The organism is Streptomyces bohaiensis (assembly GCF_012033785.1).
Lineage (GTDB): Bacteria > Actinomycetota > Actinomycetes > Streptomycetales > Streptomycetaceae > Streptomyces > Streptomyces bohaiensis.
Map to the genome: position 1 here is coordinate 1 of NZ_JAAVJC010000055.1, position 23,855 is coordinate 23,855.

Here is a 23,855-nt window from a genome sequence, read left to right on the forward strand (position 1 = left end):
CGGCGGCTCGGCGGGTGGCGGTGGGGCTGCGCCGGCCACGGCGGTGGGGCAGGTCTCGGCGGCGGGAGCGGTGCCGGCGGTGGCAGCCGCATCGGCGGTGGCGGGCGGGCCGTCGAGGACGGTGCCGGCGGTGGCGGTCGCCGGGGACGGCGGCGGGAGGAGGCCGAGCTGTTCGAGGACGGTGCGGGCGGCCAGGTCGGCGCGGGCGTTGGCCGCGAGCGTCGCCGGGTCGGCGGGCGCGTCGGGCAGGGCGGTGCCGAGTCGCTCCTCGACGACGGTGAGCAGGCGGTCCCGGGCGGCCGGGCTCAGGGTGTCGAAGCCGCCGCGCAACGCGGGGAGCCGGTCGAGGAAGTCGCGGTCGGGCAGGTCGGTGACGCGGCCGAGCAGGGGGTCGAGAGTGTGCGGAACGGCCTCCAGCAGCGGGCCGGCGGCGGTCAGCAGTCCCGTGAGCCGGGCGGTGAGCGCGGCGCGGCGCTCGGGGTCGGTGGCGGCATCGAACCAGGCGGCCGCGCGCTCCCCCAGCACGGCGGGTTCCTCCTGCCCGAGCAGGACGAGGGCGGCGCCGGCCGCTCCCCGCATGAGCGGTGAGCCGTCGGCTGCGAGGCGGGTCAGGGCGTCGGCGAGGCGGATGCCGCCGGAGACATCGGCGCGGTGGGCGAGTTCGACCAGCGCGCGGGCGTCGTCGGTGTCGTCCGATCCGGTGAGGCCGTCCAGTTGCCGCACCCCCGCGGCGGTCAGCGCGGCGGCGGTGGCCGCTGCCCGGTCGGCCCGCTCCACGTCGGCGGGGAGCCCGGGGATGTGCCCGGAGCCGACCCGGTCGACCAGCGAGAGCGCGGCCAGCAGCTCCGGGAGGGTGGCGCAGCCGGGGAGGAGGTCGGCCAGCTCGGTGAGGCGTTCGTCGGCGAGGACGACGACGCCGCAGTCGGCGGCGTCGGCGAGTCCGGTGAGGATCTGGGCGGCGGTCGGGCCGCCCTCGTCCTGCTCGGCGCGGTGCCGCTCGCGGAGGACGCCCTCGGCGGCCTGTGCGGTGGTGACGCCGCGCACGGTGGCCGCGGTGAGCACGGCGGCGGTGGCCGGGGTCCAGCGGATCTCCCAGCGGGAGGTCAGGGCGTCGCCGCCGCCGGTGCCCGCGACCTCGCGTGGCTCGGCGTAGGGGACGCCGCAGACGGCCAGGCGGCGGAGCAGCAGTTCGCGGCGGCGGTCGAGGTCGGAACGGAGCGGGTCGAGCCGGAGGTCTCGGCTCTGCCGGGCGGTGTCGTGCGGGCCGGGGAGTCCGAGTTCCGCCAGCTCGCGTTCGACCGAGGGTCCGAGTCCGCCGCGCGGTGCGCGGGGGCTGACGGCGCCGGTGCGGGAGCCGACGAGGACCTCGTCGAGGGCGCGGGCGACGGCGCGTCCGCGGCCGTGGAGTTCGCCCTGGGCGAGGACGGTCTGGACGGCTTCGGCGAGTTCGCCGCGGCCGGGGGCGGGGAGGTTGCGGAGACGGGCGAGGTCCCCGGCGAGGCGGGTGATCTCGCGGGCGTCGGCCGGTCCGGAGGGGTGGCCTGCCTCGCGGAGGGCGGCGGTGATGCGGACGGCGGTGGTGGTGAGTGCGTCGGCGACGGCCGCCGGGTCGCCGCCCGCGGTGAGGACGTGGTGCTGCCACTCGGGGTCGCGGATACCTGCGGGGTAGCCGGAGCGTTCGTCGAGCAGCGCATACGTGTAGGGGATGAGCGAGATCGACCACGCTCCGTCCGGCGCCACCTCGGGCGGGGCGGCGTGCCCCGCGGTGGGGTCGTGACCGGGGGTGCGGCCCGGGAGGTGGTCGTCGCCGTCTCCCCCGTGCTCGTGGAGCGCCGCGCGGACCACGGCGTCGGGGTGGGGCCAGGGTCGGGCGCCCGCCGGCTCGGTCGGGTCGGTGGCGGGCACGGCCCGGTCGGTGGCGGGCACGGCCTCGACCTCCGCGTCGGGCACGGCCGACAGTGCCGGTGCGTGGAAGGCGCCGATGACGGCGGCGACGCGTCGGCCGTCGGCGCGGGCGGCGGCGAGGCAGCCCCGCATGTGCCGCTCGCGGGCGAGGTCCGTGGCAGGGACGGCCGTCCCGGCGTCCTGCCGCAGGGCCCAGCCGGCGAGCAGCGCCGCCCGCCGGACGGCCTCGGGGGCGGAGCCCGGTGCGGCGGCCTCGACCAGGCGGTCCCAGAGGTCGTCGCCGGCACGGCCGGTCACCCCGTCCCGCAGCGCCTGCCACAGCGAGCCGGGTCCGGCCGCCCGCGGGGCAGCGGGGGCGGGGGCGGCGGCCTCCGTGGTCCAGGCGCGGTCGGCCAGCGGCAGGTCGCAGGCGACCACCGGGACTCCGGCAGCGGCGGCCCAGCGCACGGCGGCGAACTCCGGCGAGAACTCCGCGAACGGGTAGAACGCGGTGCCCGGACCGCCGCCGGCGACGGTCCGGGCGGGGACCGCCGCCAGCGCGACCGGCGCCGTGGTGGCGGGGTCGGCCAGCCACCGCAGCCAGGGCTGCATGTCCGCCGGCAGCTCGACGAGGAGCACCTGCGGGTCGGCCGCCATCAGCAGGGCGGGCACCGCGGCGGCCAGCGCCGGTGAGTGGTGCCGGACACCGATGAGGTACGGCGCCTCGGGTGCGGTCAGGTCCGCGAGCGCTGCGCGGGCCGGGGCGGCGGTCACGGGTCTCAGCCCTCCAACTCGGTGCGGAGGTCCCACAGGGAGCGCCAGGTGGCGGAGCCCTCCTCGGCGCGGCGCCGGACGGGGCCGTCCCAGTAGCCGCGGAGCCGGGCCGCGTCGGTCGGGTCGTCCTTGCGGACCACGCCGAGGAGGTGGCCGGGGAGGAGCCCGAGCACGTCGCGGTCGCCGGGGAAGTACGCCGCGGCCAGCCCGAGGGCGCCCGCGACGGCGACGGCTTCGGCGGTGCTCATCACGGTGGAGGGGCGTTCGACCTCCCAGCCCTCCGCCGAGCGTCCCTCCCGGAGATCGCGGAAGGCGGTGACGAGGGCTTCCAGCACGGTGTCGTCCACCTGGAAGGCGGCGCCGGAGCGTTCCAGGGCGGCGCGGGCCTGGCGGCGGACGAGGGCGGTCTCGGCGTCGAGGTCGCCGATGGGGCCGACCGTCTCGAAGTTGAACCGCCGTTTGAGGGCGGCCGACATCTCCGAGACGCCGCGGTCGCGGAGGTTGGCAGTGGCGATGAGGTTGAAGCCGGGCGCGGCGTGGGCGGTGGCGTCGGGGCCGCCGGCGAGTTCGGGGACGGCGATCCGCCGTTCGGAGAGCAGCGAGACCAGGGCGTCCTGGACCTCGGGGAGGCAGCGGGTGACCTCCTCGACGCGGCCGATGGCGCCGCGCCGCATCGCGGTGAGGATCGGCGAGGGCACCAGCGCGTCCGGGCTGGGGCCGCCGGCGAGCAGCTGTGCGTAGTTCCAGCCGTACTTCAGCTGGTCCTCGGTGGTGCCGGCGGTGCCCTGGACGGTGAGTTGGCTGCTGCCGCAGACGGCGGCGGCGAGCAGTTCGGAGAGCATCGACTTGGCGGTGCCGGGCTCGCCGGTGAGCAGCAGGGCGCGCTCTCCGGCGAGGGTGACGACGCACCGTTCGACGAGGGCGCGGTCGCCGACGAACTTGCCCTCGACGACGAGGCGCCGGGGCACCCCGGCGGGGGGCGCGGTGTCGTCGGGGAGGGTGAGCGCCGTCCCGCGGGAGCCCATGACGAAGGTGACGACCGCGCGGGGGGTGAGATGCCAGCCCGGCGGGCGGGGGCCTGTGTCGTGGGCGGCGAGGAACGCCAGCTCGGTGGCGTGGAGTTCTTCGGGCGGGACGATCTGGCGGGCGGGCGCCGGGGCGTCCGGTGCGGACGGGGGGCGGTGCGGCCCGCTCCCTGCGGCGGTGGTCATCGGCGGCCCTTCCGGGTGGTGCGGGTGGTCAGTTCCTCGTAGGCGGGGCCGTCGTCGGAGCGGACGCGTTCCCAGGCGATGGCGAACAGTTCGGGCACGGGGAGGTGCGGGACGGCGCGGCGGCGGTCGGTGACGGGGTAGAGCGCTTCCTTCCAGGTCTCCACCGGCAGGGCGGGCGCCTTGAAGTCGAGCCAGCCGCAGGGCAGGAAGAGGCTGCGGCCGGCGCGGGCCCGCTTGGCCTCGACGACGAGGTCGGTGGCGGCCAGCTCGGCGCGGGCCCGCTTGGCGCGTGCGGGCTTCCAGCCGGTCCAGCGGACGCAGTTGCGGTCGGTGGGGTCGGGCAGGGCGAGCAGCATGAGGTAGAGGGTGGCGGCGTCCTCGCCGAGGCCGAGGGCGGCGGCCACCTCCGCCACGAGTTCCGGGGCGCTGTGGGAGGGGTCCTGGGCGTGTCCGGGCGGTCCGTCCGCGGCGAGCGCACGGGCGAAGGCGGGGTCGTGGAGGGTGCGCAGCACGGCGGCGCCGTGGGCGCGGCTGCCGAGGAGCCCGTCGACGAGGTCGTGGGCGGGGTCGTCGGGGCCGGTCAGTCCGGCGGGGCGGACGAGGACGGCTTCGCCGTTGCCGTACCAGGGCGAGAGGACGAACGCCTCGCCGACGGGGGTGAGTCCGGTGGGCGCCGCTGCCCCGGCCGGGGGCAGCTGGTGGGCGGTGCGGAGGGCGGCGGAGGTGGGCTTGCCGGTGTCGGTCCAGTTGATCTGGAGTTCGACCAGGAGGCCGGGGTCGTCGAGGCGTCGCCGCAGTGCGGCGAGTCCTTCGGGGAGGCGGCCGCGCAGCGGGTCGCCGTAGGGCAGGTGGTAGGCGAGGGATGCGAGCGCGTCGACGGCGCCGGCCAGTTGCCGCCCGCTGGGGACCGCGTAGGGGTCGTCGGCGGCGAGGCGTCCGTGGTCGTTGAGGCGCTGCACGGTGGTCCGGGTGAGCCAGGGGGTGGCCGCCGCGTTGAGCACCGGCTCGGGTTCGCCTGTGATCACGTCGAGCAGGGCGAGTTCCTCGGGTATCCGGATGCGGTCGCCGCGGAGTTCGGTCCAGCGGCGGGCGGCGGCCGCGGTGTCGGGGCCGGCGGACCACAGCTGGGCGGGGTCGTCGGGGAGGAGCGCGCCGATCAGCTGGGAGGTGGTGCTCTCGCCGAGGGCGGTGAGCCGGGCGTGGCCGGTCTTCCACTGCTGGGTCCTGAGCCCGGTCGGGGCGAGGACCGCGGAGTCGGGGCGGTCGGGCAGCGCGGCGAGGAGCACGGCGGCTTCCAGGGGGCCGCTCGCGCCGTCGCCGATGGCCTCGGCGAGGGCGGCGGCCGCGTCGGGGTTCCACGGCGCCGGGCCCTTGTCGGTGACCAGCCAGGCGACGGGGGCGAGGCGTTCCCCGGTCCAGGGCTCGGTGCAGACCGCCGCGCTGTCGAGGGCGAAGTCGGCGATCGCGCCGAAGCGGCCGGTGGGGTCGTGGTCGAGGGCTTCCCAGTCGATCCGCCCGGTCTCCCGGTCGGTGCCGCCGCCGGAAATGATGACGACGGTGCGGTCGCCGTGGCGCAGAACCTGCCCGACGCGGTCCCTGCGGTGCTGGTCGCGGGGTGCCTCGCTGAGCCGGATGTGGCGGATGACGCCTGCCGCGCGGGCGAGGGGGCCCTCGCTGATCGCCTGGAAGAGCAGGAGCAGCGCGGTGCGTTCGTGGGCGGCGAGGGCGGGCGAGGCGGCGCGGTAGGCGAGGGGGCGCAGCCGTTCCAGGAGCGGCACCCAGTCGATGTAGGAGCGGGGGACGGTTCGGTCCTCGGAGCTCCAGCCGCCGGTGAGCGGGGGCAGCGCCCGGGCGCCGGGCAGCGGCTTGCCGGTGGCCGGGTTGCCGGAGAGGACGTGGTTGACGGAGCGGATCTGGCGCAGCGCGGTCCAGTGGCCGCTGCCGCCCCACCAGCCGCCGGTGCCCCCGATACGGCTGACGGCCTGCCGGAGGGTGCCGTCGTCGCCGTGTTCCGGCTTGTGGTCGGCGAACATCTCCTGGTTGGCGGGCGGCTGGGGGGCGGCGGGCGGGGTGGCGAACTCGGCGGCGGCCTCGGTGTGGCGGAGGGTGACGCGCACCAGGGAGAGGACGCCGGTGAGCACTCGGGAGTCGCGGACGGCGGGCAGCGCCGCGCTGACGGCGGCGCGCAGCGCCTGGTCGAGGTTGTCGGCGGCGGCGGAGCGCTGCGCTTCGGCGTCCTCGCCGGTCGTGTCCGCGGGGCGGGCGGCGCGGTGCTCGGCGGTCAGGGCCGCTGCCGTGTCGAGGAGTTCGGCGACCTGCGCGTCGGTGAGGGCGCGCAGTGCGCGGGAGGCCGCCTCGTCGCGGGGGCGGAGGGCGTGCCAGTGGTCCAGCGGCGGCACCAGGCGGGTGCCGGAGGCGTACTCGCCGCCGCGTCCGCCGACGGCGACGTGGCCGAGGACGCCGGTGGGGCCGGTGTCCTCCGCGGTGTACAGGTCGACGCGGCCGCGGGTGCGGGCGGCGACGACGGCTGCGCCGCCGGGCAGGGCGAGGGTGCCGAGCGGGACGGGGACGTGGGGCGGGGTGTGCCCGGTGAGGGTGACGGTGCGGCCGTCGGGGGTGCCGACGGTGCGGTCGCCGGTGGTGCGGTCGCTGCGGACCCACCGGCCCAGCACGGAGCCGTCGGTGCCGAACGGGGTGTTCTCCAGGCCGGGTTGGAGCGGCAGGACCTGGCACTCCTCGTGGAGGAGGTCGGCGTCGTCGCTGACCCCGGCGGTGAGCAGCGCGGGGAGGGAGGCGCGGCCGTGGCTGCCGGTGGCGGGGTCGTACTCCAGCCAGACGTGGTGAAGCCCCTGCCTGCCCTGGCGCCAGAGGGTGGTGCCGTCGGAGATGACGGTCCGGATCGGCGGGAGGGTGGTGTCGCCGGCGTGGAGGACACGGCCGCCGGTCGCTCGGCCGCCGTCGGGCAGCGGCAGGGAGATGGTCTCCGTCGTCCCGGACCACCAGCGGGGGACGCTCTCGCCGTCGGGGGTGAACAGCTCGGTGGGGCGGTGGGACCAGTAGGCGTGGAGCCTGTTGTCCTGCCACCACATCACCAGCAGCTCGCCGTCGACGTAGCGGAAGTGGGGGCGGTAGTGGCGGTCGCGGCCGGCCGGGATGCGCAGGTCGTGGTCGAGGAGGATGGCGTCGGGGCCGACGACGAGCACCTTGTGGCGGCGGGCGAGGATGAGCGCGGGCCAGGCGTCGGCGACGACCAGGTCGTCGAGGCCGCGGTGCTGCTGGGAGGGGGCGCGGGTCTCGGTGTCGAGGCGGCCGAGCGCCTGGTCGAGGGCGGGCCAGCCGAGTTCGTCGTAGATGCCGGCCCGCAGGGTGCGGGTGAGCAGCGGGGCGGTGGGGTGCGCGGTGATCCGCGCGACCGCCTCGGGGTTGTTGGCGGCGGCGACCGGCCGGAACGGCCGGAGTTCGGTGAGGGCGAGGCGGGCGGCGGGCAGGCCGGCGGCCGCGAGGTAGCGGTCGGCGGCCTCGCCCAGCCAGGTGTGGAGGACGCGGCTGAGCACGGGGTGGGCGGCGAGGCGTTCGAGGGTCTCGCGGGAGGTGCGGTGGTCGCCGAGGGAGCCGACGGCACGGTGGAGCAGCGGCATCAGTCGGGGGTCGGCGGCGGTGGCGGTCAGGTCGCGGCGGTCGGGGTGGTCCTGCCGGAGCCAGCGGTCGAGGTCGAGGTGGACCTCGGTCTCCGCGGGCGGCAGCGCCAGCGGGATGCGCTCGGCGGCGGCGAGGTCCAGCAGGTCGAGGTCTGCGCCCTTGCGCCAGCGGGCGGCGAAGAGGTCGACCGGGCGGCCGAGCGCGCGCAGCCGCGGCGCCATGCGGCGGACGAGGTCGAGCGTGGCGGGTGAGCGGTCGGAGGTGGCGCCGCCGTGCTTGCGGTGGGCGGCCCAGCGGGAGAGCCAGTCGGCGGGGCAGGGCGCGGCCTTGTCGTCGGGCGGACCGTCGCCGTCGCCATCGACGGCGCTATCGGCAGCGGTGAGGAGGTCGGTGGCGCCGCTGTCGGTCAGCAGTGACAGCCAGGACTCGTCGGCGGCGACGGTGCCGCCGAGTTCGGTCGGCAGGATCTCCAGGAGCCGGGCGCGGACGGCGGGTTCGCGGCGGGCGAGGTCGACCAGGCCGGTGCGGTACGTCTTCCAGAAGGAGGCGGGGGCGCGCACCACCGACGGCGAGGCGATCAGGTCGGCGAGGAAGGCCTCCTCCGCTGCCTGCCGGTCGATGCCGGCCGCCTTGATGAGCCCGCGGGCGTCCTGCGGGAGGGAGGCGTAGGGCGGCAGCCCCGCCGCGCAGCGCTCGACGGCGAGTTGCCGGTACTGCTGCCATGCCGCGGCCGGGTCGAGCCGGCGGGAGAGGTCGCGGACGTACTCCTTGAGTGCCTTGACGGTGAGGGCGCCGGCGAAGGCGAACTCCAGGAAGACGGCGCGCTGCCGGTCCTCGTCGACGCGGAGGCCGTGGACGCGCTCGGCCTCACGTGCCCTGCCGAAGAAGGTGGCGGCGTAGGTGGTGTTCTCGTGCCGGAGGAAGATCCGGGCGGCCTGCTCGTGGAAGGTGGGGAGGAAGTGGGGGACGGCGCGGCCGAGGCGGTCGGCGAGTGCCTCGAACCCCTCCTTGGCGGCGCCGGCGCGGGACTTGGCCTGGCGGGCGAGGCGTTCGATGTCCTTGACCAGCGCCAGCGCGTGGTGGCCGTTGGCGGGGTCGTGGACCAGGGCCCAGGCGGGGAAGCCGAGCGTCTCGCGGCGCACCTGGCCCACGACGGGCGGCTGCCCGCGACGGTCCAGGCCCAGGAACTCCAGCGCGAGGTCCTCCGCCTCGCCGAGGGTCCCGGGGACGAGCCGGACGACGGGACGGTCGTCGAGGGCGGGGTGGGTGTAGGTGCGGGCGGTGAGGACGTCGGCGTCCTCACGGTCGGTCGAGCCCGTGGGCAGCACCGCGCCGGCGTCGAGCAGCAGGCCCGTGGTGGTGTCGTCCTGAGCGGTCATGCTGCCTTCTCCTCGTCCTCGGTGTCGCGTCCGGCGTGCAGGGCGGCGGCCATCCGCATGCCCTCGGACCAGGCGACCGGCCCGATGTCCCCGGCGCGCAGCGCGCGGCCGGCGGCGTCCGACCAGCCGAGGGTGCCGGTCTCGGTCTCGCCGTAGGTGTCGTAGTCCCCGATCCAGACGCGGCACTCGACCGCCCGTCCGTTCTCGACGACGGGGCAGACGGCGTAGCCGCCGCGGACCCGGTAGCCGAGCTGGACGGTGCGGCCCTGCAGGAAGCGCAGTTCCTTGTAGACGCCGCCGGCGTAGGTGTCGACGTGGGCGGTGTCCGGGGCGAGCCCGGCGGGCTTCGGCCAGACCTCGCGGAAGAGCTGGCCGGCGCGCTGGTCCACGCCGAGTTCGACGGCGAACTCCCGGAGTTCGTCGAGGTCCTCCAGCAGCACGGGGTGCGGGATGCGGACGAGCGGCGGGGAGATACGGACGGTGTCGCCGTCGAGGTCGACCAGGCCGAGACCGCGCTCGGGGTCGGCGTCCCGGAGGAACCCCGCGACAGTGCCGTCCTCACCGGTGACGACGAGGTCCCGGAGCACCGCCTGCCAGGCCGGGTCGGGCCAGACCGCGCCGAGGGCGGCGAGCGGCACCGGCAGCGACCGCACCATCCACCGCTCGACATCGGCGAGGCACTCGCGTTCATGGCGTTCCAGCCACTCGGCGAGCTGCTTCAGCCCGACGACCGCCGGGTCCTCGCCGATCTTCGACGGCACGCTCTTCAGCCGCCTGCCCGACGCGTTGCGGCAGACGACCTTCCCCGCTTCGAGGGCTACCTCGTAACCGCCCGCTTGCACCCACCCCATTGCGTGCCTCCCACGCCACACGAACAACTGACGGACGACCGGAAACAGATGCTTCGGTCATGTGTCCCGAACGCTACGACCCACCACTGACAGACGACCCTCTGGCGGGGGTCACGGCGATGGCGAAGCGGCGCCGGCGGCGCCCGGTTGTCGCGGGACGGCGCGCGGCGGATCGGTGAACCACCTGGTGAGGTGGCTCGTCCTCCAGGGACGCCGAATCGCGCGCCGCGGTTCGCACCCGTGCGCCCCTCTTCCGTCGCGGAGGGCCACGCGACGGCCGGTGAACCTCGATCGGCAGCGCACCACACGGGCGCGGGCCGCTCACTTCACGCCGCGGTCTCGCCTACGTCGCGGTCTCGCGCACGCCGCCGTGGGGCGCCCGCGCGCGGCCTGCCCGCGCCCCGGTGTGCCCTCGTGTCTGCCCCGCCGGACGTCCCGCTCGCGGCGGGCCCCGGCCATACTGGGCGGGTCACCGTCGGCCTCGGAGGGAGCAAGTGGTGCGCGCACACGGGTCGGGGAGTCGGCAGCCGGCCGCGGGGCAGGCGTCGCGCGGTGCCGCCCAGCGGGGCGCGCCGGTCCACCAGATGCTGCGGCTCCAGCAGGCGGCGGGCAACGCCGCGGTGGCGCGGGCCGTGGAGGAGGCCCGTCACGAGCACGGTCCCGGGTGCGGACACGGCCAGCCGGACGCCGCATCCGCCGGGCAGCTCGACCTCATCAACGAGGCGATGGCGACGCCGAGCACGCAGCTCCCGGGCGCGTTCCTCTCCAAGGCGCAGTCGTTCTACCAGAACGACCGGCTCTCCGCGGGGCGGGTGCACAGCAACCCGACGGCGCAGCGGGCGACCGAGGCCATGGGCGCGCGGGCGATGACGATCGACAACCACATCTTCCTCGGCGCCTCCGCCGTCGGCGACACCGAGACGCTCGCGCACGAGGCGAGCCACCTCAACGCCAACCTCAGCGGCGTGAGGGAGACCGGGCGTGACAACGGCGCGGGGGTCACGGTCACCGACCCGGGGCAGTCCTCGGAGGTGGCGGCGACCGCTGACGGCGCCGCGTTCGCCGCCGGCGCGGAGTTCGCCCCCTCGGTGGTCGCGCAGCGGTCGGCCGCCGACGACCACGCAGAGGACGCCACGGCCTGAGCGGCACGCGGTCGGCCGTGCGTGTCGGGGGCCGACCTGGACCGGCCTGAACCGCCCGGGGCCGGGGCGCCGGAACCGGCGCGCCCCGGGAACTCACTGGCGTCGGCGTCCGACTCACCTTCAGCGCCTCAGGTCGACGCCCGCCGCTTCTCGGCGGGGCCGGTGGCGCCGTCCTGGAGTTGAGCGCGATGAAGAGGCCGATAGCCGTGGCGGTCGCGGTGTGCACGAGCACCGTCCTGCTGGCCGCCTGCGGGGAGCCGAGCGGACGCGACGCGGCCGACGACGGGGCGTCCGCCGGGTACGGCACCCGGGAGGTGACGGACTGCTCGGGCACCACCTCCACGTTCACCGCTCCCCCGGAGCGCGTGGCGACGGTGACCACCAGCGTGCTGGAGTTCCTGCTCGCCATGGGGCTGGAGGACCGGGTCGCCGGGGTGCAGGCCGTCGGGCCGGGGGCCTTCCCGGCCGACCTGCAGGAGACGGCCGACGCGTTCCCCAAGCTCGGCGGGGAGTACGTGCCCGGCAACTTCGTCCCCGTCCAGCGCGAGCAGCTGCTGACGGCCGAACCGGACTTCGTCATTGGCGGCTGGCCGTCGAACTTCGACTCCTCGGCCGGGGCGCTCTCGCAGCAGGAGCTGACCGAACGCGGTATCCCGTCGTACTACGCGTTCGCTGCGGCCTGCGACCGCACCGAGCCGGTCACGGACCTCTCCGTCGTGTACCGGGACGTCGAGAACTACGGCGCGATCTTCGCCGAGGAGGACGCGGCCACCGCCGTCGTCGACGGAATGAAGGAGACCGTCGCCGCCGTGCGGGAGGCGGTGGGCGACGCCGAGCCGCCCGCGGTGTTCTCCTACAGCTGGGAGGACGGGCGGGGCGACGCCTACGCCGTCGGCAACCAGAACCTGTCCAACGCCGTCATCACGCTGGCCGGCGGCGAGAACATCTTCGGCGACGTCGACGCGGTCTACCAGTCCGTGGGCTGGGAGGACGTCGTCGACCGCGACCCCGACCTCATCGTGCTGGAGGTCTTCGGCAAGGCGACCGAAGAGGAGTTCGACGCGGTCGTCGCCGAGGTCGAGGAGTTCTTCCTCGACCACCCCGCGCTGCAGAACGTCACCGCGGTGCGGAACCGCGCCTTCCTGCCGGTGATCGCCGAGTCGTACTACATCGGCGGCGTCCGCAACGCCGAGGCGGTCGAGAAGCTCGCCGGCGTCCTCCACCCCGACGCCTTCGGCGACTGATGCCGCCGGTGACAGCGGCGGAGCGCGACCGCGCCCCGGCCCGGCGGCGTTCCGGGGGGCGGACCGCCGCGCTCCTCGTCGTGCTCGTCCTCGGCGGCCTGGTGCTGGCCGTGGTGGCGGTCGGCCTCGGCAGTGTGCGGATCCCTCCCGACATCGTCGCGCGCATCCTCGTGCACCGGCTGACGGGGATGGGCGACAGCGGGCACTGGACGCTCAGTCAGGATGACATCGTCTGGAACCTGCGGCTGCCGCGGGTGCTGCTGGCGGTGCTGGTCGGCGCGGCGCTGTCGACGGTCGGCGTCATCGCGCAGGCGGTGACGCGCAACCCGTTGGCGGACCCGTTCGTCCTCGGCATCTCCTCCGGTGCCGCGCTGGGAGCGGTGGCCTGGCTGGTCCTGGGCGCCTCGGTGTTCGGCGGTGCGCCGGTGGGCGTGGCGGCGTTCTGCGGGGCGCTGCTGGCGCTGCTCGCGGTGACGGGTTTCGTGCGCCTCACCGGCACGTTCTCCTCCAGCCGGCTGGTGCTGGCGGGCATCGTCATCGGCACCGGGTTCGCGGGGGTCACCAACTTCCTGATCTTCCGCGCCAGCGATCACGCGGCCACCAACTCGGCGCTGTTCTGGCTGCTCGGCAGCCTGTCCGGCGCGCGTTGGGACCAGTTGCTGCTGCCGACCGTGGTGCTGGTGGGCGGGGTCGTGGCCGTCGTCCTCCTGGCGCCGCGTCTCAACGCGCTGCTCTTCGGGGACGCCACCGCGGCCGCGCTCGGGATCGACCCCGACCGGACGCGGCTCGCCCTGTACGTGGTGGCCGCGGGTCTGACCGGGACCGCGGTCGCGCTCTCCGGCGTGATCGCCTTCGTCGGACTGATCGTGCCGCACGCGGCCCGGCTGCTGGTCGGCAGCGACCACCGGCGGCTGGCTCCGGTGGCGGCGGTGCTGGGAGCGGTGTTCATGATCGCCGTCGATCTGCTGGGGCGGACGCTGATGCCGCCGGAGGAACTCCCGGTCGGTGTCGTGACCGCGACCCTCGGAGCGCCCGTCTTCCTGCTGCTGATGGCCCGCCGCAGCGTCCGATTCGGGGAGTCCTGATGGCCCGTACCGCAGCAGAGCAACCGTCCGCCGGGCCGGCGCTCGGCATCTCCGGTCTCCGTGTGACGAAGGGCGGCAGACGCATCCTGGACGGCGTGACCTTCGACGTGCCGCACGGCAGCGTGGTGGGCGTGATCGGCCCGAACGGCGCCGGCAAGTCGACGCTGCTGAGCTGCGTCTACCGGCACACCTCCTACGAGCAGGGCGTCGTCCGGGTCGACGGGCGGGACGTGCGCACACTCCCCCGCCGCGAACTGGCGCGACTGATCGCCGCCGTGCCGCAGGACACCGCTGTCGTCTTCGATCTCACCGTGGAGGAGATCGTCACCGCCGGGCGCATCCCGCACGCCGGGCCGCTGGGCCGGTCGCGGGAGAGCGACCGGGAGGTCATCGACCGCTGTCTGCGCCGCGTCGACCTGGAGCACCACCGGCACCGCAGCGTGGCGACGCTCTCGGGTGGCGAACGCCAACGCGCCTTCCTCGCGCGGGCGCTCGCGCAGGAGGCGCCGCTGCTGATCCTGGACGAGCCGACCAACCACCTGGACCTGGCCAACCAGGAGCAGTTGCTGGGGCATGTCCGCGACCACCGGGGCACCGTGCTGATCGCGGTGCACGACCTCAACCTCGCCGCCGAGCACTGCGATCTGCTCGTGGTGCTCGCCGGCGGCAGGACGGTGCGCACGGGAACACCGGACGAGGTGCTCACGCCGGATCTCCTCACCGAGGTCTTCGGCGTCGACGCCCACGTGGTGCCGCACCCCGACAGCGGGCACCCGCACATGATCATCCGCTCGCGGGCGCCCGGGCGGGCGCGCGCGGGCGGCGGCCGCGACGGGAGCGACAGCCCCGCCGGGGGCGAGGCGGAGCGTCTCGACCGACCGGCCGGACCGGCACTCCGCTGAGCAGCGACGGCTGACCACCCGCCCCGACCGACCCGCCGCCCGCTCGGGCGGCGGGTCGGTGCACTGCTCGAACAGGACCGCCCCGCCGAGGGGCACAGTCTTCACGGGCGGATCGAGGGCCCGGCGCACGAACCTGAGCTGCCGGCGCCAGCAAGCGCTGGTGGCGACGCTCGCCGTCGAGCGGTTCCAGGAACTGGGGGAGGCGGGCCCGGGTAGCGGTGGCCGAGAGCGGGGCAGCAACGGCCGTCCTGCACCGGGTGGCCCACCCGGGCTAAGCCGACGGCCGACCCCGCTCGCCGAGTCGACCACCTCGGCGCCCGCCCCGAGCCGTGGGCGTTCCCGTACTGCCACGGCCGGTCGCCCCTGCCGGGGCCGTAGCGGCGAGGGGGAACCGCTGGTCATCTCGGCAGGGGCGGGTCAGGGGCGGTCGCAGGTCGACCATCGGCTCAGTGCGGGCGCAGCACGGGGCGGGCTGACAAGGAGTAGAGGACCTCAACGTCGGCAGCGCCGCAGATCCGGTCACTCCCGCGGGCGTTGGCGCTGACCGGCCGACCGTCCGCCAGGGCGGCGCACTGCACCGCCCGGAACGCGTCGTCCGCCGCCCACTCCCGGAAGACGGAGGACACCGGGCTTGAGTAGCCACTCTGACCGCCCTGCTCGGACTCCACCGACTCCAGGACGGCTGCGAGGCGTTCCGCTTCGCCGTGCAGCCAGGCCACGGCGGCGGAAGCGGTGTCGAGCCAGGCCCCGGCCAGGTACCACTCCCCGCCGGCATCCGGCGACCGCACCTTGGCCTCGGCCCAGTAGCCGTCGACTGCACGCTCGGCCATCACGACCGGACCCCTGCGAGTCGCGGGGGCGAGGCCGCAGCACCGCCGACCGAGCAGCGGAAAGTCACTTGCCCAGATCCTTGAAGTGGGCATCGACGGAGGCCCCCAACTTGGCAACTATCAGCCTGAGTTCATCCAGGGACAGCCGTTCGATCCCGGCGTCCGACGCCGGCGGCTCAGGCCGCTCCCAGGCCTGAACAGGGCGATCCGCGTCATCGGGGTCAACCTCGTCACCCACGACTGGTTCCTCTCCGTAGCTTCTCCACTACCAAGCGGGCTCAGCGTGGCCTACTGTCGGCCATCCCATCAACGTTCGCGGGGAGGCGGATACGTTGGTCAACCGCAAGGAACTCAACCCGGAGGCGAGCCCCGAGGCTGCCTACGGAGCACGTCTGCGCAGCGCGCGGGAAGCGCGAGGCTGGCGCCAGGACGACCTGGCGGACCGGATCGGCTACTCGGGGCGGCACGTCTCGGGCGTGGAAACAACTCGGAAGTCGCCAAGCCGCCCGTTCTCGGTGGCCGTGGACATCGCCCTGGAACTGGTCGGTACCGCGGAGAGCTTCGAGCGCCAGTGGGGCGAGATCCGACACGGCGCTCTGCTCAACGGCTTCCCCGAGTACGTCGTCCACGAGGGTCGGGCAGTAGAGATCAGGCTGTATGACGTGGGCATCATCCCGGGCTTGTTGCAGACACCGGAGTACGCCCAAGCTCAGGAAGACGGCCACGTCGAACGTGGTGCTATCACTGGCGAGCAGGCCTCAGAGCGAGTCGCATTCCTTGCCGGGCGTCAAGCAGCCCTTTTCCGCCCCAAGCCGCCGATGATGTTCGTCGTGATGGACGAGAGCTGCCTACATCATGCCGTGGGCGGCCCCAGTGTGATGCGCGCGCAGCTCCAGCACCTTGTGGACGTGGCCGCCCGACCAAACTGGATCATCCAGGTCGCGCCACACAGTCTGGGCGCCCGGCGGTCGTTCAACCTCCCGGTCAATCTGCTGACGCTGACCGACCGCTCGGTCATCTGCTACGCGGAGTCCCAGTCCCAAGGGCACTTGGACCGATCCAGCGCTTCCGTCATGCCCATGTTGACGGCATACCATCAGTTGCAGGGCGAGGCGCTGTCCCCCGCCGCGTCTGTGGCCATGATCAACCAGACACGAAAGGGTCTTCCGTGACGACCGAATCCCCCCGCTGGCTCAAGTCCTCGTACAGCGGCAACGGCGGCAACTGCATCGAGGTCGCCACCAACCTCGTCGCGACCCACGACACGGTCCCCGTCCGCGACTCCAAGAATCCCAGCGGCCCGGTGCTGGAACTGCCGGCGACCGCCTTCGCGGCCTTCATCAATGGCGTCAAGCCGAACGCCGTCACCAGCTGACCGCGCTACCAGCACGTACCTCCCCCGCTGCGGCCCGCGCAGCGGGGGAATCGCGGGGCAACAGGACGGCCCCGGTCCTGCCGGTGGTGACCCTGGGCGGGAGCCCTGTGCGGCTCGCGGGCGTCTGATGGAAGTGCGGAGTCGATCGCGAACGATCAGGAAGGTAGCCCTCATGTTCCATGCATCGGTTGGCTGGTTCAGCTCCTCCTACAGCGGCAACGGCGGCGACTGTGTCGAGGTGACCGCCGGCCTCGTCGCGACCCACGGCACGGTCCCCGTCCGCGACTCCAAGAGACCAGCAGGTCCCGCGCTCGCAGTGCCCGGCGCTGCCTTCGCCAGTTTCGTGAACGGCATCAAGTCCAGCACCATCCAGGGCTGACCGGCACTGCCTTGCGGCTGAAGCGCCGCCACGCCACCGGTGTGGCGGCGCTTTGCGCGACGGCCGTCCCCGGTCGCTCCTGAGTGAAGCACCCCGCAGACCGCACCCGTAGATCATCAAGGCTGAGAGGCACATCCATGACCGGCAGTGCGACCCGCGTCCTCTACCTCGCCCGTCACGCCGAGGCAGCCCCGGACGGGGCCGGGCTGACGGATGCCGGCCGCCGCCAAGCCGTGCTCCTCGGACGGCGCCTCCGCGAGACACCGTTGACGGCGATCCACCACGGGCCACTGCCGCGCGCGGAGGAGACCGCCGACCTGGTCGGCGAACAACTCGGCGCGCTCCCCCAGTACCGGTCCGAAGCGGCCGGCGACTACATACCCGACACGCCGGCCCACGAGGAGCTGCCGCCCACGGTGGCCGAACCATGGACCGAGTTCCTGAACCGCATCACCGTGGAAGAGCGCGAGACCGGATCGGCACTCGCGGCCTCAGCGGTCGAGATGTTCACCGGCCCGGTGCCCGGGGACGAGCCCCGACACGAACTTGTCGTCACCCACACCTTTCTCATCGGCTGGCTCGTCCGAGCAGCCATGGACGCGCCGAAGTGGCGCTGGATGGGCATGAACCACGCCAACGCGGGCCTCACCGTCATCCGCTACGCCCCGGACCGCCCCGCCACCGTGCTCCTCTTCAACGACACGGGCCACCTCCCCGCCGGCATCCGCTGGACCGGCCTCCCACCGGAGCTGCGCGTGTGAGAGCCGCAGCAAGGGGTCGCACCTTCGTCGCGCTCCACGTCGACATCGCCGGGCAACCACACCCGCAACACTCGTCGACGGCTGACTGGCAGGGCGGGGTGTACGAACGCGGGGCGCGGCAGTCCTTCCCCAGTTGCTTCCGCTGCACATCGCGTGCGTGAAGGCAGCACGCGTACCGACGACAGGCTTCTCGGATTCGCGAGAAATCTCCCAATTCGCGGCGCCGGATAGAATAGCGGCATGCCCAGCCACACCTCCACCACCAGGTCCGAGCACGTCTACGAGAGCCTCCGCCGGGAGATCCTGTGCGGCACGCTCCCTCCTGGCTCCCGCCTCCGTTTCGTCGATCTGGCAGACCGGTTCACCGTGAGCCAGTCGATCATCCGCGAGGCTCTGGTGCGTCTGGCTGAGCAGGGTCTGGCCGCGGCCCTCCCGCAACAGGGATTCCGTGTTCGCGCACTGACGGTGGCGGAGCTCCGGGAAATCACCGAGGCCAGGATGGAAATCGAGAGCCTGCTGATTCGCCACGCAATCGCGCGAGGTGATTTGGAATGGGAATCCTCAGTGATCGCCGCCCACCACGTTCTCGCACAGACTCCCAGAATGACGGAGTCCGGCACGGTGAACGACGCGTGGATCGGTGCACACGAGGCATTCCACGCCGCGGCACTGAGGGGCGGCAAGAACGGAACGCTTCTATCCGTGGCCACATCCCTGCGAGAGACTGCGTCGCTCTACCGTTGGACCCCAGGAGTGAGAGCAATAGAGGCCGAGCGGGACAGCGCTTTCGAGCACCGTCAGATCCTTGATGCAGTCCTCGAGCGCGACGAGTTGACGGCCGCATGTCTGATTGCCCAGCACATCCAACGCACCACGGAAGGGTTCATCGGGTCGACGAGAGCACCCGGCCCACCGTCGTGAGCCGCGCGCTACGGTTCGGTCGACGCCCAGGACAGTCACTCCCCCGCAGCACTCCCGACCGCCATCGCTCGACTGGCTCCTCCGCTGCCTCAACGGCGAACCGCCGCCCTGCTGCGTACGTCGACCGGCACATCCGGCACCCAACCCGCCGGGCGGGCTCCACCTCGCCTCACCTGTACAGCGCAGGGCGTTGACAGCCCCGCAGCGCGGAGAGGGCTGTCTCCCGGCCGCCCGAGCAGTCGGCCGTCCTCGGCAGAGGAAGCGCGTTACGGCGTGGCGAGGAAGAGCCTTCGGCGTCGCTGTCGGGCAACCTGCCCCCAGCGCGGCATCGTTGACGAGTCAGGCCCCCGGGACACGCCACTCATTGTTACTGCGGTGGTCACCGCCCAGCCAGCGTGCGAGATCGGCGTGAGCCGTGCGAAGCCGTTTCGCGTTGATGCGCTCCATCTCGGGGTGGTCGACCGTGAACTCTAGCTGCAAGCCATTCGGGTCCACCGTGTAGAGCGATACGCAGTAACCATGGTCCACCACGAACGTTTCGGGCTCCGCATATCCGGCTTCTGCCAGACGGTCACGAACGGCATCTTGGGTCTCCCGGTCAACCTTCAGGGCAATGTGCCGCATGGGCGTGGGGGCGATGCTGGTGTTGAAACGCTCCTGGGCACCAGGGTCCGCCATCTGGAAGAAGGCCAGTGCGCTTCCGTCAGCCAGACCGTAGAAGGTGTGGGACAGCGCGTATTCGGTATCCCCGATCATCTCGACCTCGGTCCACGTGGCGATCAGCGGCAGCCCGACAACCTCCTCGTAGAACCGTCGATTCACCTCTTGATCATCAACGATCCAGCCGTAATGGTGCAGCCGAAACGGCAACTGCGCACGAGCGCTCATGGAATGATCTCCGTCATCAATGGCAGGGACGAACCGTCGTTCACTTCGCCGCACAAGCCGGGGGCCACGAAAGCTCACGGCGGCACGCCCCAGGCAAGCGTGCCCGACACCTGGCGCCGCAGAGGGCCCGTCACTGCTCAGTTCGCGCCAGGCAGCACGGGTGAGCGACCCCCACACAGACCACCTATGGCCCGGCGGGCGCCTCGCGGTTCACGAGACACCTCAACCCTACGAAGTATTAACGAGATGTCAACTGATTCTCTAGATTCTACTGACGGTGTGCCACGCCAGCAGCGCGTACCAAGCAGACAGGCATGCCTGCATGGCGCAGGAGCGGCGCGGAGCACTCACGGATGCGGTCGGGAACACCCCCGCGTGTGCGGGGAGCAGGACGCCGACGTCGACGTCGCCACCTCGGTGGCGGGAACACCCCCGCGTGTGCGGGGAGCAGTTGCGCATGGCAGATCGGCCCTGACGGCTGGCGGGAACACCCCCGCGTGTGCGGGGAGCAGCCTGCGGCGACGACACCCAGAGCCGTGGCCGGGGGAACACCCCCGCGTGTGCGGGGAGCAGCCGTGAGCCCGGGATCGCCGGCCGCGGCCCCTGGGAACACCCCCGCGTGTGCGGGGAGCAGGGCATGGCCCGAGGGGTGCGCAACGCCGCGTCGGGAACACCCCCGCGTGTGCGGGGAGCAGCTCCTGGTCCTCGTCGTCGCCACCTCGGTGGCGGGAACACCCTCGCGTGTGCGGGGAGCAGGAGGAGCTCGCCGCCCGCGCGCCGCGGGTGGTGGGAACACCCCCGCGTGTGCGGGGAGCAGGACCGAGTGCGCATCGCGGTGGGCACCCTGGTGGGAACACCCCCGCGTGTGCGGGGAGCAGGATCTCCACGGTGGCAGACGGCACCAGGCCGAGGGAACACCCCCGCGTGTGCGGGGAGCAGTCGTAGAGGGAGAGCCCGAACTGGTCCCCGAGAGGAACACCCCCGCGCGTGCGGGGAGCAGAGCCCGGCCTGGTGCATCCGGTCGTAGATCGCGGGAACACCCCCGCGTGTGCGGGGAGCAGAGTCCACCGAGATGTTGTTCTTCCCGCTCTCGACGGGAACACCCCCGCGTGTGCGGGGAGCAGCGGCACTATGTGGAACCGTTCGCTGGAGGCCTGGGAACACCCCCGCGTGTGCGGGGAGCAGCTTCCGTATGGCCCGGATGGCTGTGCCGTTCGGGGAACACCCCCGCGTGTGCGGGGAGCAGGCCGGTGAGCTGTCGCACGACGGGGACGAGGCGGGAACACCCCCGCGTGTGCGGGGAGCAGCAGCGCGGGTACGGCAGCCTGCACCGCCGCCGGGGAACACCCCCGCGTGTGCGGGGAGCAGACGTCATCACCGTCGGGCGCGGCATGGGCATCGGGAACACCCCCGCGTGTGCGGGGAGCAGAGTGCGCGACCTGGTGCGTTAACTGGCGAGTAACAGGATTTTACTTACTTTGCCAAACTCCGGCATTTCTCCCATTCCTCTCCTCGCGTCAGTCGACCGCCACCGCCGCCGCCCCGGGCGGGGAGCCCGGTCCGGGGCGGCGCGGTCGGGGTGCGGCGCGGTCGGAGTGCGCGGCTGCGCGGGGTCAGTCGGTGGTGCGGCTGCGGGCGCGTTCGGCGGCGGCGCGGGCCTCCTTGGCCAGCGACTCGTCCGGGTGCAGGCGACCCACGGCCTCCAGCACCTCGGTGGTGGCCGGGTGGTCCACCTGCCAGGCGTGCTCGAAGAAGCTGCTGTGCTGCGCGGACAGCCCGCTGACCAGCTCCTGGAGCCCCGCCGGGTCCTCGTTGTCGAGCTGGGCGGCGAGGGTGTCGACCGTGAGCCAGAAGATCAGCTCCTCGGACGGCGGCGGCACGTCGGCGGCCCCGCGCTCGGTGAGCCAGACGCGGGCCAGGCCGCCGAGGTGCCGGTCGTCCAGCACGCCGCGCAGCGCCGGCTCGCCCTCCGGGCCGAGCACCGACAGCGCCAGCTGCGCGGTGAGGCGGCGGCCCGGCGCGAGCGGGTCGTCGCCGCGGGCGGCGTCGAGGAGTTCGCGCGCCGCGTCCTGCGGCTCACGGGCGGCGATCCACGCGGTGGCCTCCGCCTGGGCGGCCGGCTCGGGCAGGTCGGTGAGGGCCAGCAGCAGCACCTCGGCCTTCTCCCCCGCCAGTTCACCGACGGTCGGGACCTGGAGGCCGGCGCCCAGCATGCGCTCCCGCACCCCGTACAGGCCGAGGGTGGTGAGGCGGACCTGCCCGTAGCGGGTGAGGTCCTCCTCGTCGTCGGGCAGCGGCGGCGCCTCGGGCTCGCCCTCCATGGTGATGAGTGCGTCGTCCACCGGGTCGTACTCCAGCAGGCCGGTACCGGTCAGCACGCGGAACTGCTCGTCCAGCCGCATCATGACGGTCGAGACCTCTTCGAGGACCTCGTCCGTGGGCTCCCGCATGTCGTCGGGGACGACGAGGGAGGCGGCGACGACGGGCAGCGGCACCATCGCGCCCTCGGCCACGTCGGTGTCGCCCGCGGTCAGCATGTAGAGGTTGGCGAGGACGGTGTCGAGGAACTCGCCCTCCTCCTCCGGGTCCCAGTCCAGCGCGTCGAGGTCGATGGAGTTCGGGTCGATCTCCCCGGCGTCGTCCACCGCGCCCTCCATGCCGGAGAGCAGCGACTCGAAGCTGGGGGTCGCCGCGTCCGCGAGGACCGCGTCGAGGCCGCCGGCCCAGATCTCCAGCACGTCGGACGGGGTGCCGCCGTCGAGCAGCGCCAGTTCCTCTCCGGCGCGGGCGGTGCCGACGGCGGTCTCGCCGTCGTCCGGCACGCCGTCGCTGTCGACGCCCTGGTCCTCCTCGATCTCCATCAGGCCGGTGTCCACGGCGAAGCACCACGCCTCGGCGGTGGCCGCCGGGCCGTCCTCGTCGTCGGAGAGTTCCAGGTGGGCGACGGCGCGTACGAGGTCGGCGTCGAGCAGTTCACCGCCGGCACCGACGCGCACTCCGGACTCGGCCCAGTGGGCGAGCTGCGCGGCGCGGGAGAGCAGCGGGGAGGTCAGCGCCTCCCGCGCCAGCTCGGCCTCGTCGGGCAGCCGCACGGGCGGCAGGATGGGACGGTCGGCACGGGTCATCGTGCGGTGCTCCTCGGTCGCGCTGGGCTTCGGCGGTGCCCCAGCCTAGTGTGGATTTGTCCACCCCGGGCCCGCTCCACGGACGCGATCGCGTGTCCAGCCGACACGCCGCCGACAGTGAGCCGAAAGGCCGCTGCCGGCCCCACCGGGCGGCCCTTCCCGCCCCTCCCCGCCCGGGCCCCGGGACCGGGCGCGCGAACCCGTCCCCGGCGACGCGCGAGGGGCCGGGCGGGGTTCGACCCGCCCGGCCCCTCGACCGACCGCCTACGGACTCCGCCAGGTCGTCCGACCGCCGTCCGCGCCCGGAAACCAGGGCGGACGGGCAGCGGGCGACGGAGCGGACCGCGCCCCGGCTGCGTCAGTTGTGGCTGTGGAGCGCGGCGTTGAGGCCGCCCCAGGAGCCGGTGCGCTGGAGCGCCTCGACGGTGCCGGTGGTGGAGTTGCGGCGGTACAGCAGGTTGCTCGCGCCGGACAGCTCCACGGCCTTGACGGTCTCGCCGTCCGGCAGGGTCACGCGGGTGCCCGCGGTGACGTACAGCCCGGCCTCGACGACGCAGTCGTCGCCCAGCGAGATGCCGATGCCGGCCTCCGCGCCGAGCAGGCAGCGCTCGCCGAGCGAGATGGTCTGCTTGCCGCCGCCGGAGAGGGTGCCCATGATCGAGGCGCCGCCGCCGATGTCGGAGCCGTCGCCGACGACGACCCCGGCGCTGATGCGGCCCTCGACCATCGAGGTGCCGAGGGTGCCCGCGTTGAAGTTGACGAAGCCCTCGTGCATCACGGTGGTGCCGGACGCCAGGTGGGCGCCGAGGCGGACGCGGTCGGCGTCGGCGATGCGGACCCCGGCGGGGACGACGTAGTCGGTCATCCGGGGGAACTTGTCGACGCTGGTCACGGCGAGGTGGGCGCCGGTGGCGCGGGCCGCGAGGCGGACGTGCTCGACGCGGTCGACCTGGACGGGGCCGAGGGAGGTCCAGGCGACGTTGGCGAGCAGACCGAAGACGCCGTCCAGGTTGGCGCCGTGCGGGGCGACCAGCCGGTGGCTGAGGAGGTGCAGACGCAGGTAGGCGTCGTGCGCGTCGACCGGCTTGTCGGCGAGGGAGGCGATGACGGTGCGCACCGCGACGATCTCCACGCCGCGGACCGGGTCCGGGCCGAGGATCTGGGCGACGCTCTCCCCGAGGGCCTCACCGGCGTGCACCGGGTTGAGGCGCTCGCTGCCGGCCGGGCCGGGCTCGGTGACGAGTTCGGGGGACGGGAACCAGGTGTCGAGGACGGTGCCGTCGGGGGTGACGGTGGCGAGGCCGGTGGCGACGGCGCCGGAGGCGGTGTGAGGTGCGGTCATGGTCCACACGCTAACCGGCGGTCGGAGCCCCGGGCCAACCGGTCCGGGGCGCGGACCGGCGCGTCGGCCGACGACCGCACCGACGACCGCACCGACGGTGGCCGGGCGGCGGCCGGGCGGCGG

At 74.0% G+C, this 23,855-nt stretch carries 18 protein-coding genes and 1 CRISPR repeat array; of the genes, 9 read left to right on the forward strand and 9 right to left on the reverse strand.

Annotated features, from left to right (window positions below):
* From HCN52_RS25315 to HCN52_RS09285, 4 genes are all read right to left on the reverse strand, one after another.
* A partial coding sequence (locus HCN52_RS25315) for a DUF5682 family protein (RefSeq protein WP_312876621.1) occupies nucleotides 1-2,658 on the reverse strand: 2,658 nt, incomplete at its 3' end.
* Between the two features lie 5 nt (nucleotides 2,659-2,663).
* Nucleotides 2,664-3,869 carry an ATP-binding protein gene (locus HCN52_RS09275; protein ID WP_168087909.1) on the reverse strand — a complete coding sequence of 402 codons (1,206 nt, stop codon included), beginning with the start codon at nucleotides 3,867-3,869 and terminating at the stop codon, nucleotides 2,664-2,666.
* Nucleotides 3,866-8,887, reverse strand: coding sequence for a hypothetical protein (locus HCN52_RS09280; RefSeq protein WP_168087910.1), 5,022 nt, complete (start codon nucleotides 8,885-8,887; stop codon nucleotides 3,866-3,868). The genes HCN52_RS09275 and HCN52_RS09280 overlap by 4 nt, the downstream gene beginning before the upstream one ends.
* Nucleotides 8,884-9,738: a DUF4132 domain-containing protein gene (locus HCN52_RS09285; protein WP_168087911.1), complete on the reverse strand. Its 855-nt coding sequence runs from the start codon at nucleotides 9,736-9,738 to the stop codon at nucleotides 8,884-8,886. The genes HCN52_RS09280 and HCN52_RS09285 overlap by 4 nt, the downstream gene beginning before the upstream one ends.
* Before the next feature lie 497 nt (nucleotides 9,739-10,235).
* On the opposite strand from HCN52_RS09285, the gene HCN52_RS26150 reads away from it, so the two are divergent.
* The 4 genes from HCN52_RS26150 (at nucleotide 10,236) to HCN52_RS09305 (ending at nucleotide 14,111) form a co-directional block, all read left to right on the forward strand.
* The gene (locus HCN52_RS26150; RefSeq protein ID WP_312876622.1) at nucleotides 10,236-10,880 is read left to right on the forward strand and encodes an eCIS core domain-containing protein; all 645 of its coding nucleotides are present in this window, start codon (nucleotides 10,236-10,238) and stop codon (nucleotides 10,878-10,880) included.
* A 188-nt stretch (nucleotides 10,881-11,068) separates the two neighbouring features.
* Nucleotides 11,069-12,124, forward strand: coding sequence for an ABC transporter substrate-binding protein (locus HCN52_RS09295; protein ID WP_168087912.1), 1,056 nt, complete (start codon nucleotides 11,069-11,071; stop codon nucleotides 12,122-12,124).
* Nucleotides 12,124-13,209, forward strand: coding sequence for a FecCD family ABC transporter permease (locus tag HCN52_RS09300; protein WP_168087913.1), 1,086 nt, complete (start codon nucleotides 12,124-12,126; stop codon nucleotides 13,207-13,209). The genes HCN52_RS09295 and HCN52_RS09300 overlap by 1 nt, the downstream gene beginning before the upstream one ends.
* On the forward strand, nucleotides 13,209-14,111 hold the full coding sequence (locus tag HCN52_RS09305) for an ABC transporter ATP-binding protein (RefSeq protein WP_168087914.1): 903 nt from the start codon (nucleotides 13,209-13,211) through the stop codon (nucleotides 14,109-14,111). The genes HCN52_RS09300 and HCN52_RS09305 overlap by 1 nt, the downstream gene beginning before the upstream one ends.
* Nucleotides 14,112-14,557: 446 nt before the next feature.
* On the opposite strand, the gene HCN52_RS09310 is transcribed toward HCN52_RS09305, so the two are convergent.
* The gene (locus tag HCN52_RS09310; protein ID WP_168087915.1) at nucleotides 14,558-14,941 is read right to left on the reverse strand and encodes a hypothetical protein; all 384 of its coding nucleotides are present in this window, start codon (nucleotides 14,939-14,941) and stop codon (nucleotides 14,558-14,560) included.
* A gap of 64 nt (nucleotides 14,942-15,005) precedes the next feature.
* Entirely contained in the window at nucleotides 15,006-15,179 is a 174-nt protein-coding gene (locus tag HCN52_RS09315) for a hypothetical protein (RefSeq protein ID WP_168087916.1), read from the reverse strand.
* 94 nt (nucleotides 15,180-15,273) lie between these two features.
* Here HCN52_RS09315 and HCN52_RS25320 point away from each other — a divergent pair, with 94 nt between their 5' ends.
* From HCN52_RS25320 to HCN52_RS09340, 5 genes are all read left to right on the forward strand, one after another.
* Complete coding sequence (locus HCN52_RS25320; RefSeq protein WP_168087917.1) at nucleotides 15,274-16,113, forward strand: helix-turn-helix domain-containing protein; 840 nt, start codon at nucleotides 15,274-15,276, stop codon at nucleotides 16,111-16,113.
* The gene (locus tag HCN52_RS25325) at nucleotides 16,110-16,316 is read left to right on the forward strand and encodes a DUF397 domain-containing protein (protein WP_168087918.1); all 207 of its coding nucleotides are present in this window, start codon (nucleotides 16,110-16,112) and stop codon (nucleotides 16,314-16,316) included. The genes HCN52_RS25320 and HCN52_RS25325 overlap by 4 nt, the downstream gene beginning before the upstream one ends.
* A 172-nt stretch (nucleotides 16,317-16,488) precedes the next feature.
* A complete protein-coding gene (locus HCN52_RS09330) occupies nucleotides 16,489-16,695 on the forward strand; it encodes a DUF397 domain-containing protein (RefSeq protein WP_168087919.1) in 207 nt (68 codons plus the stop codon).
* Between the two features lie 137 nt (nucleotides 16,696-16,832).
* The gene (locus HCN52_RS09335; RefSeq protein ID WP_168087920.1) at nucleotides 16,833-17,456 is read left to right on the forward strand and encodes a histidine phosphatase family protein; all 624 of its coding nucleotides are present in this window, start codon (nucleotides 16,833-16,835) and stop codon (nucleotides 17,454-17,456) included.
* A gap of 240 nt (nucleotides 17,457-17,696) precedes the next feature.
* Nucleotides 17,697-18,377 carry a GntR family transcriptional regulator gene (locus HCN52_RS09340; protein ID WP_168087921.1) on the forward strand — a complete coding sequence of 227 codons (681 nt, stop codon included), beginning with the start codon at nucleotides 17,697-17,699 and terminating at the stop codon, nucleotides 18,375-18,377.
* A 339-nt stretch (nucleotides 18,378-18,716) separates the two neighbouring features.
* Here the strand turns inward: HCN52_RS09340 and HCN52_RS09345 are convergent, their stop codons facing one another.
* The 3 genes from HCN52_RS09345 to dapD form a co-directional block, all read right to left on the reverse strand.
* Nucleotides 18,717-19,265, reverse strand: a complete 549-nt coding sequence (locus HCN52_RS09345) for a VOC family protein (protein WP_168087922.1) — start codon at nucleotides 19,263-19,265, stop codon at nucleotides 18,717-18,719.
* A 361-nt stretch (nucleotides 19,266-19,626) separates the two neighbouring features.
* A CRISPR array of direct repeats spans nucleotides 19,627-20,694; the repeat unit is 29 nt; unit sequence GGGAACACCCCCGCGTGTGCGGGGAGCAG.
* Nucleotides 20,695-20,878: 184 nt separating this feature from the next.
* Nucleotides 20,879-22,390, reverse strand: coding sequence for a hypothetical protein (locus tag HCN52_RS09350; protein WP_168087923.1), 1,512 nt, complete (start codon nucleotides 22,388-22,390; stop codon nucleotides 20,879-20,881).
* A gap of 358 nt (nucleotides 22,391-22,748) precedes the next feature.
* Nucleotides 22,749-23,732, reverse strand: a complete 984-nt coding sequence (gene dapD / locus HCN52_RS09355) for a 2,3,4,5-tetrahydropyridine-2,6-dicarboxylate N-succinyltransferase (protein WP_168087924.1) — start codon at nucleotides 23,730-23,732, stop codon at nucleotides 22,749-22,751.
* Nucleotides 23,733-23,855 lie beyond the last annotated feature (123 nt).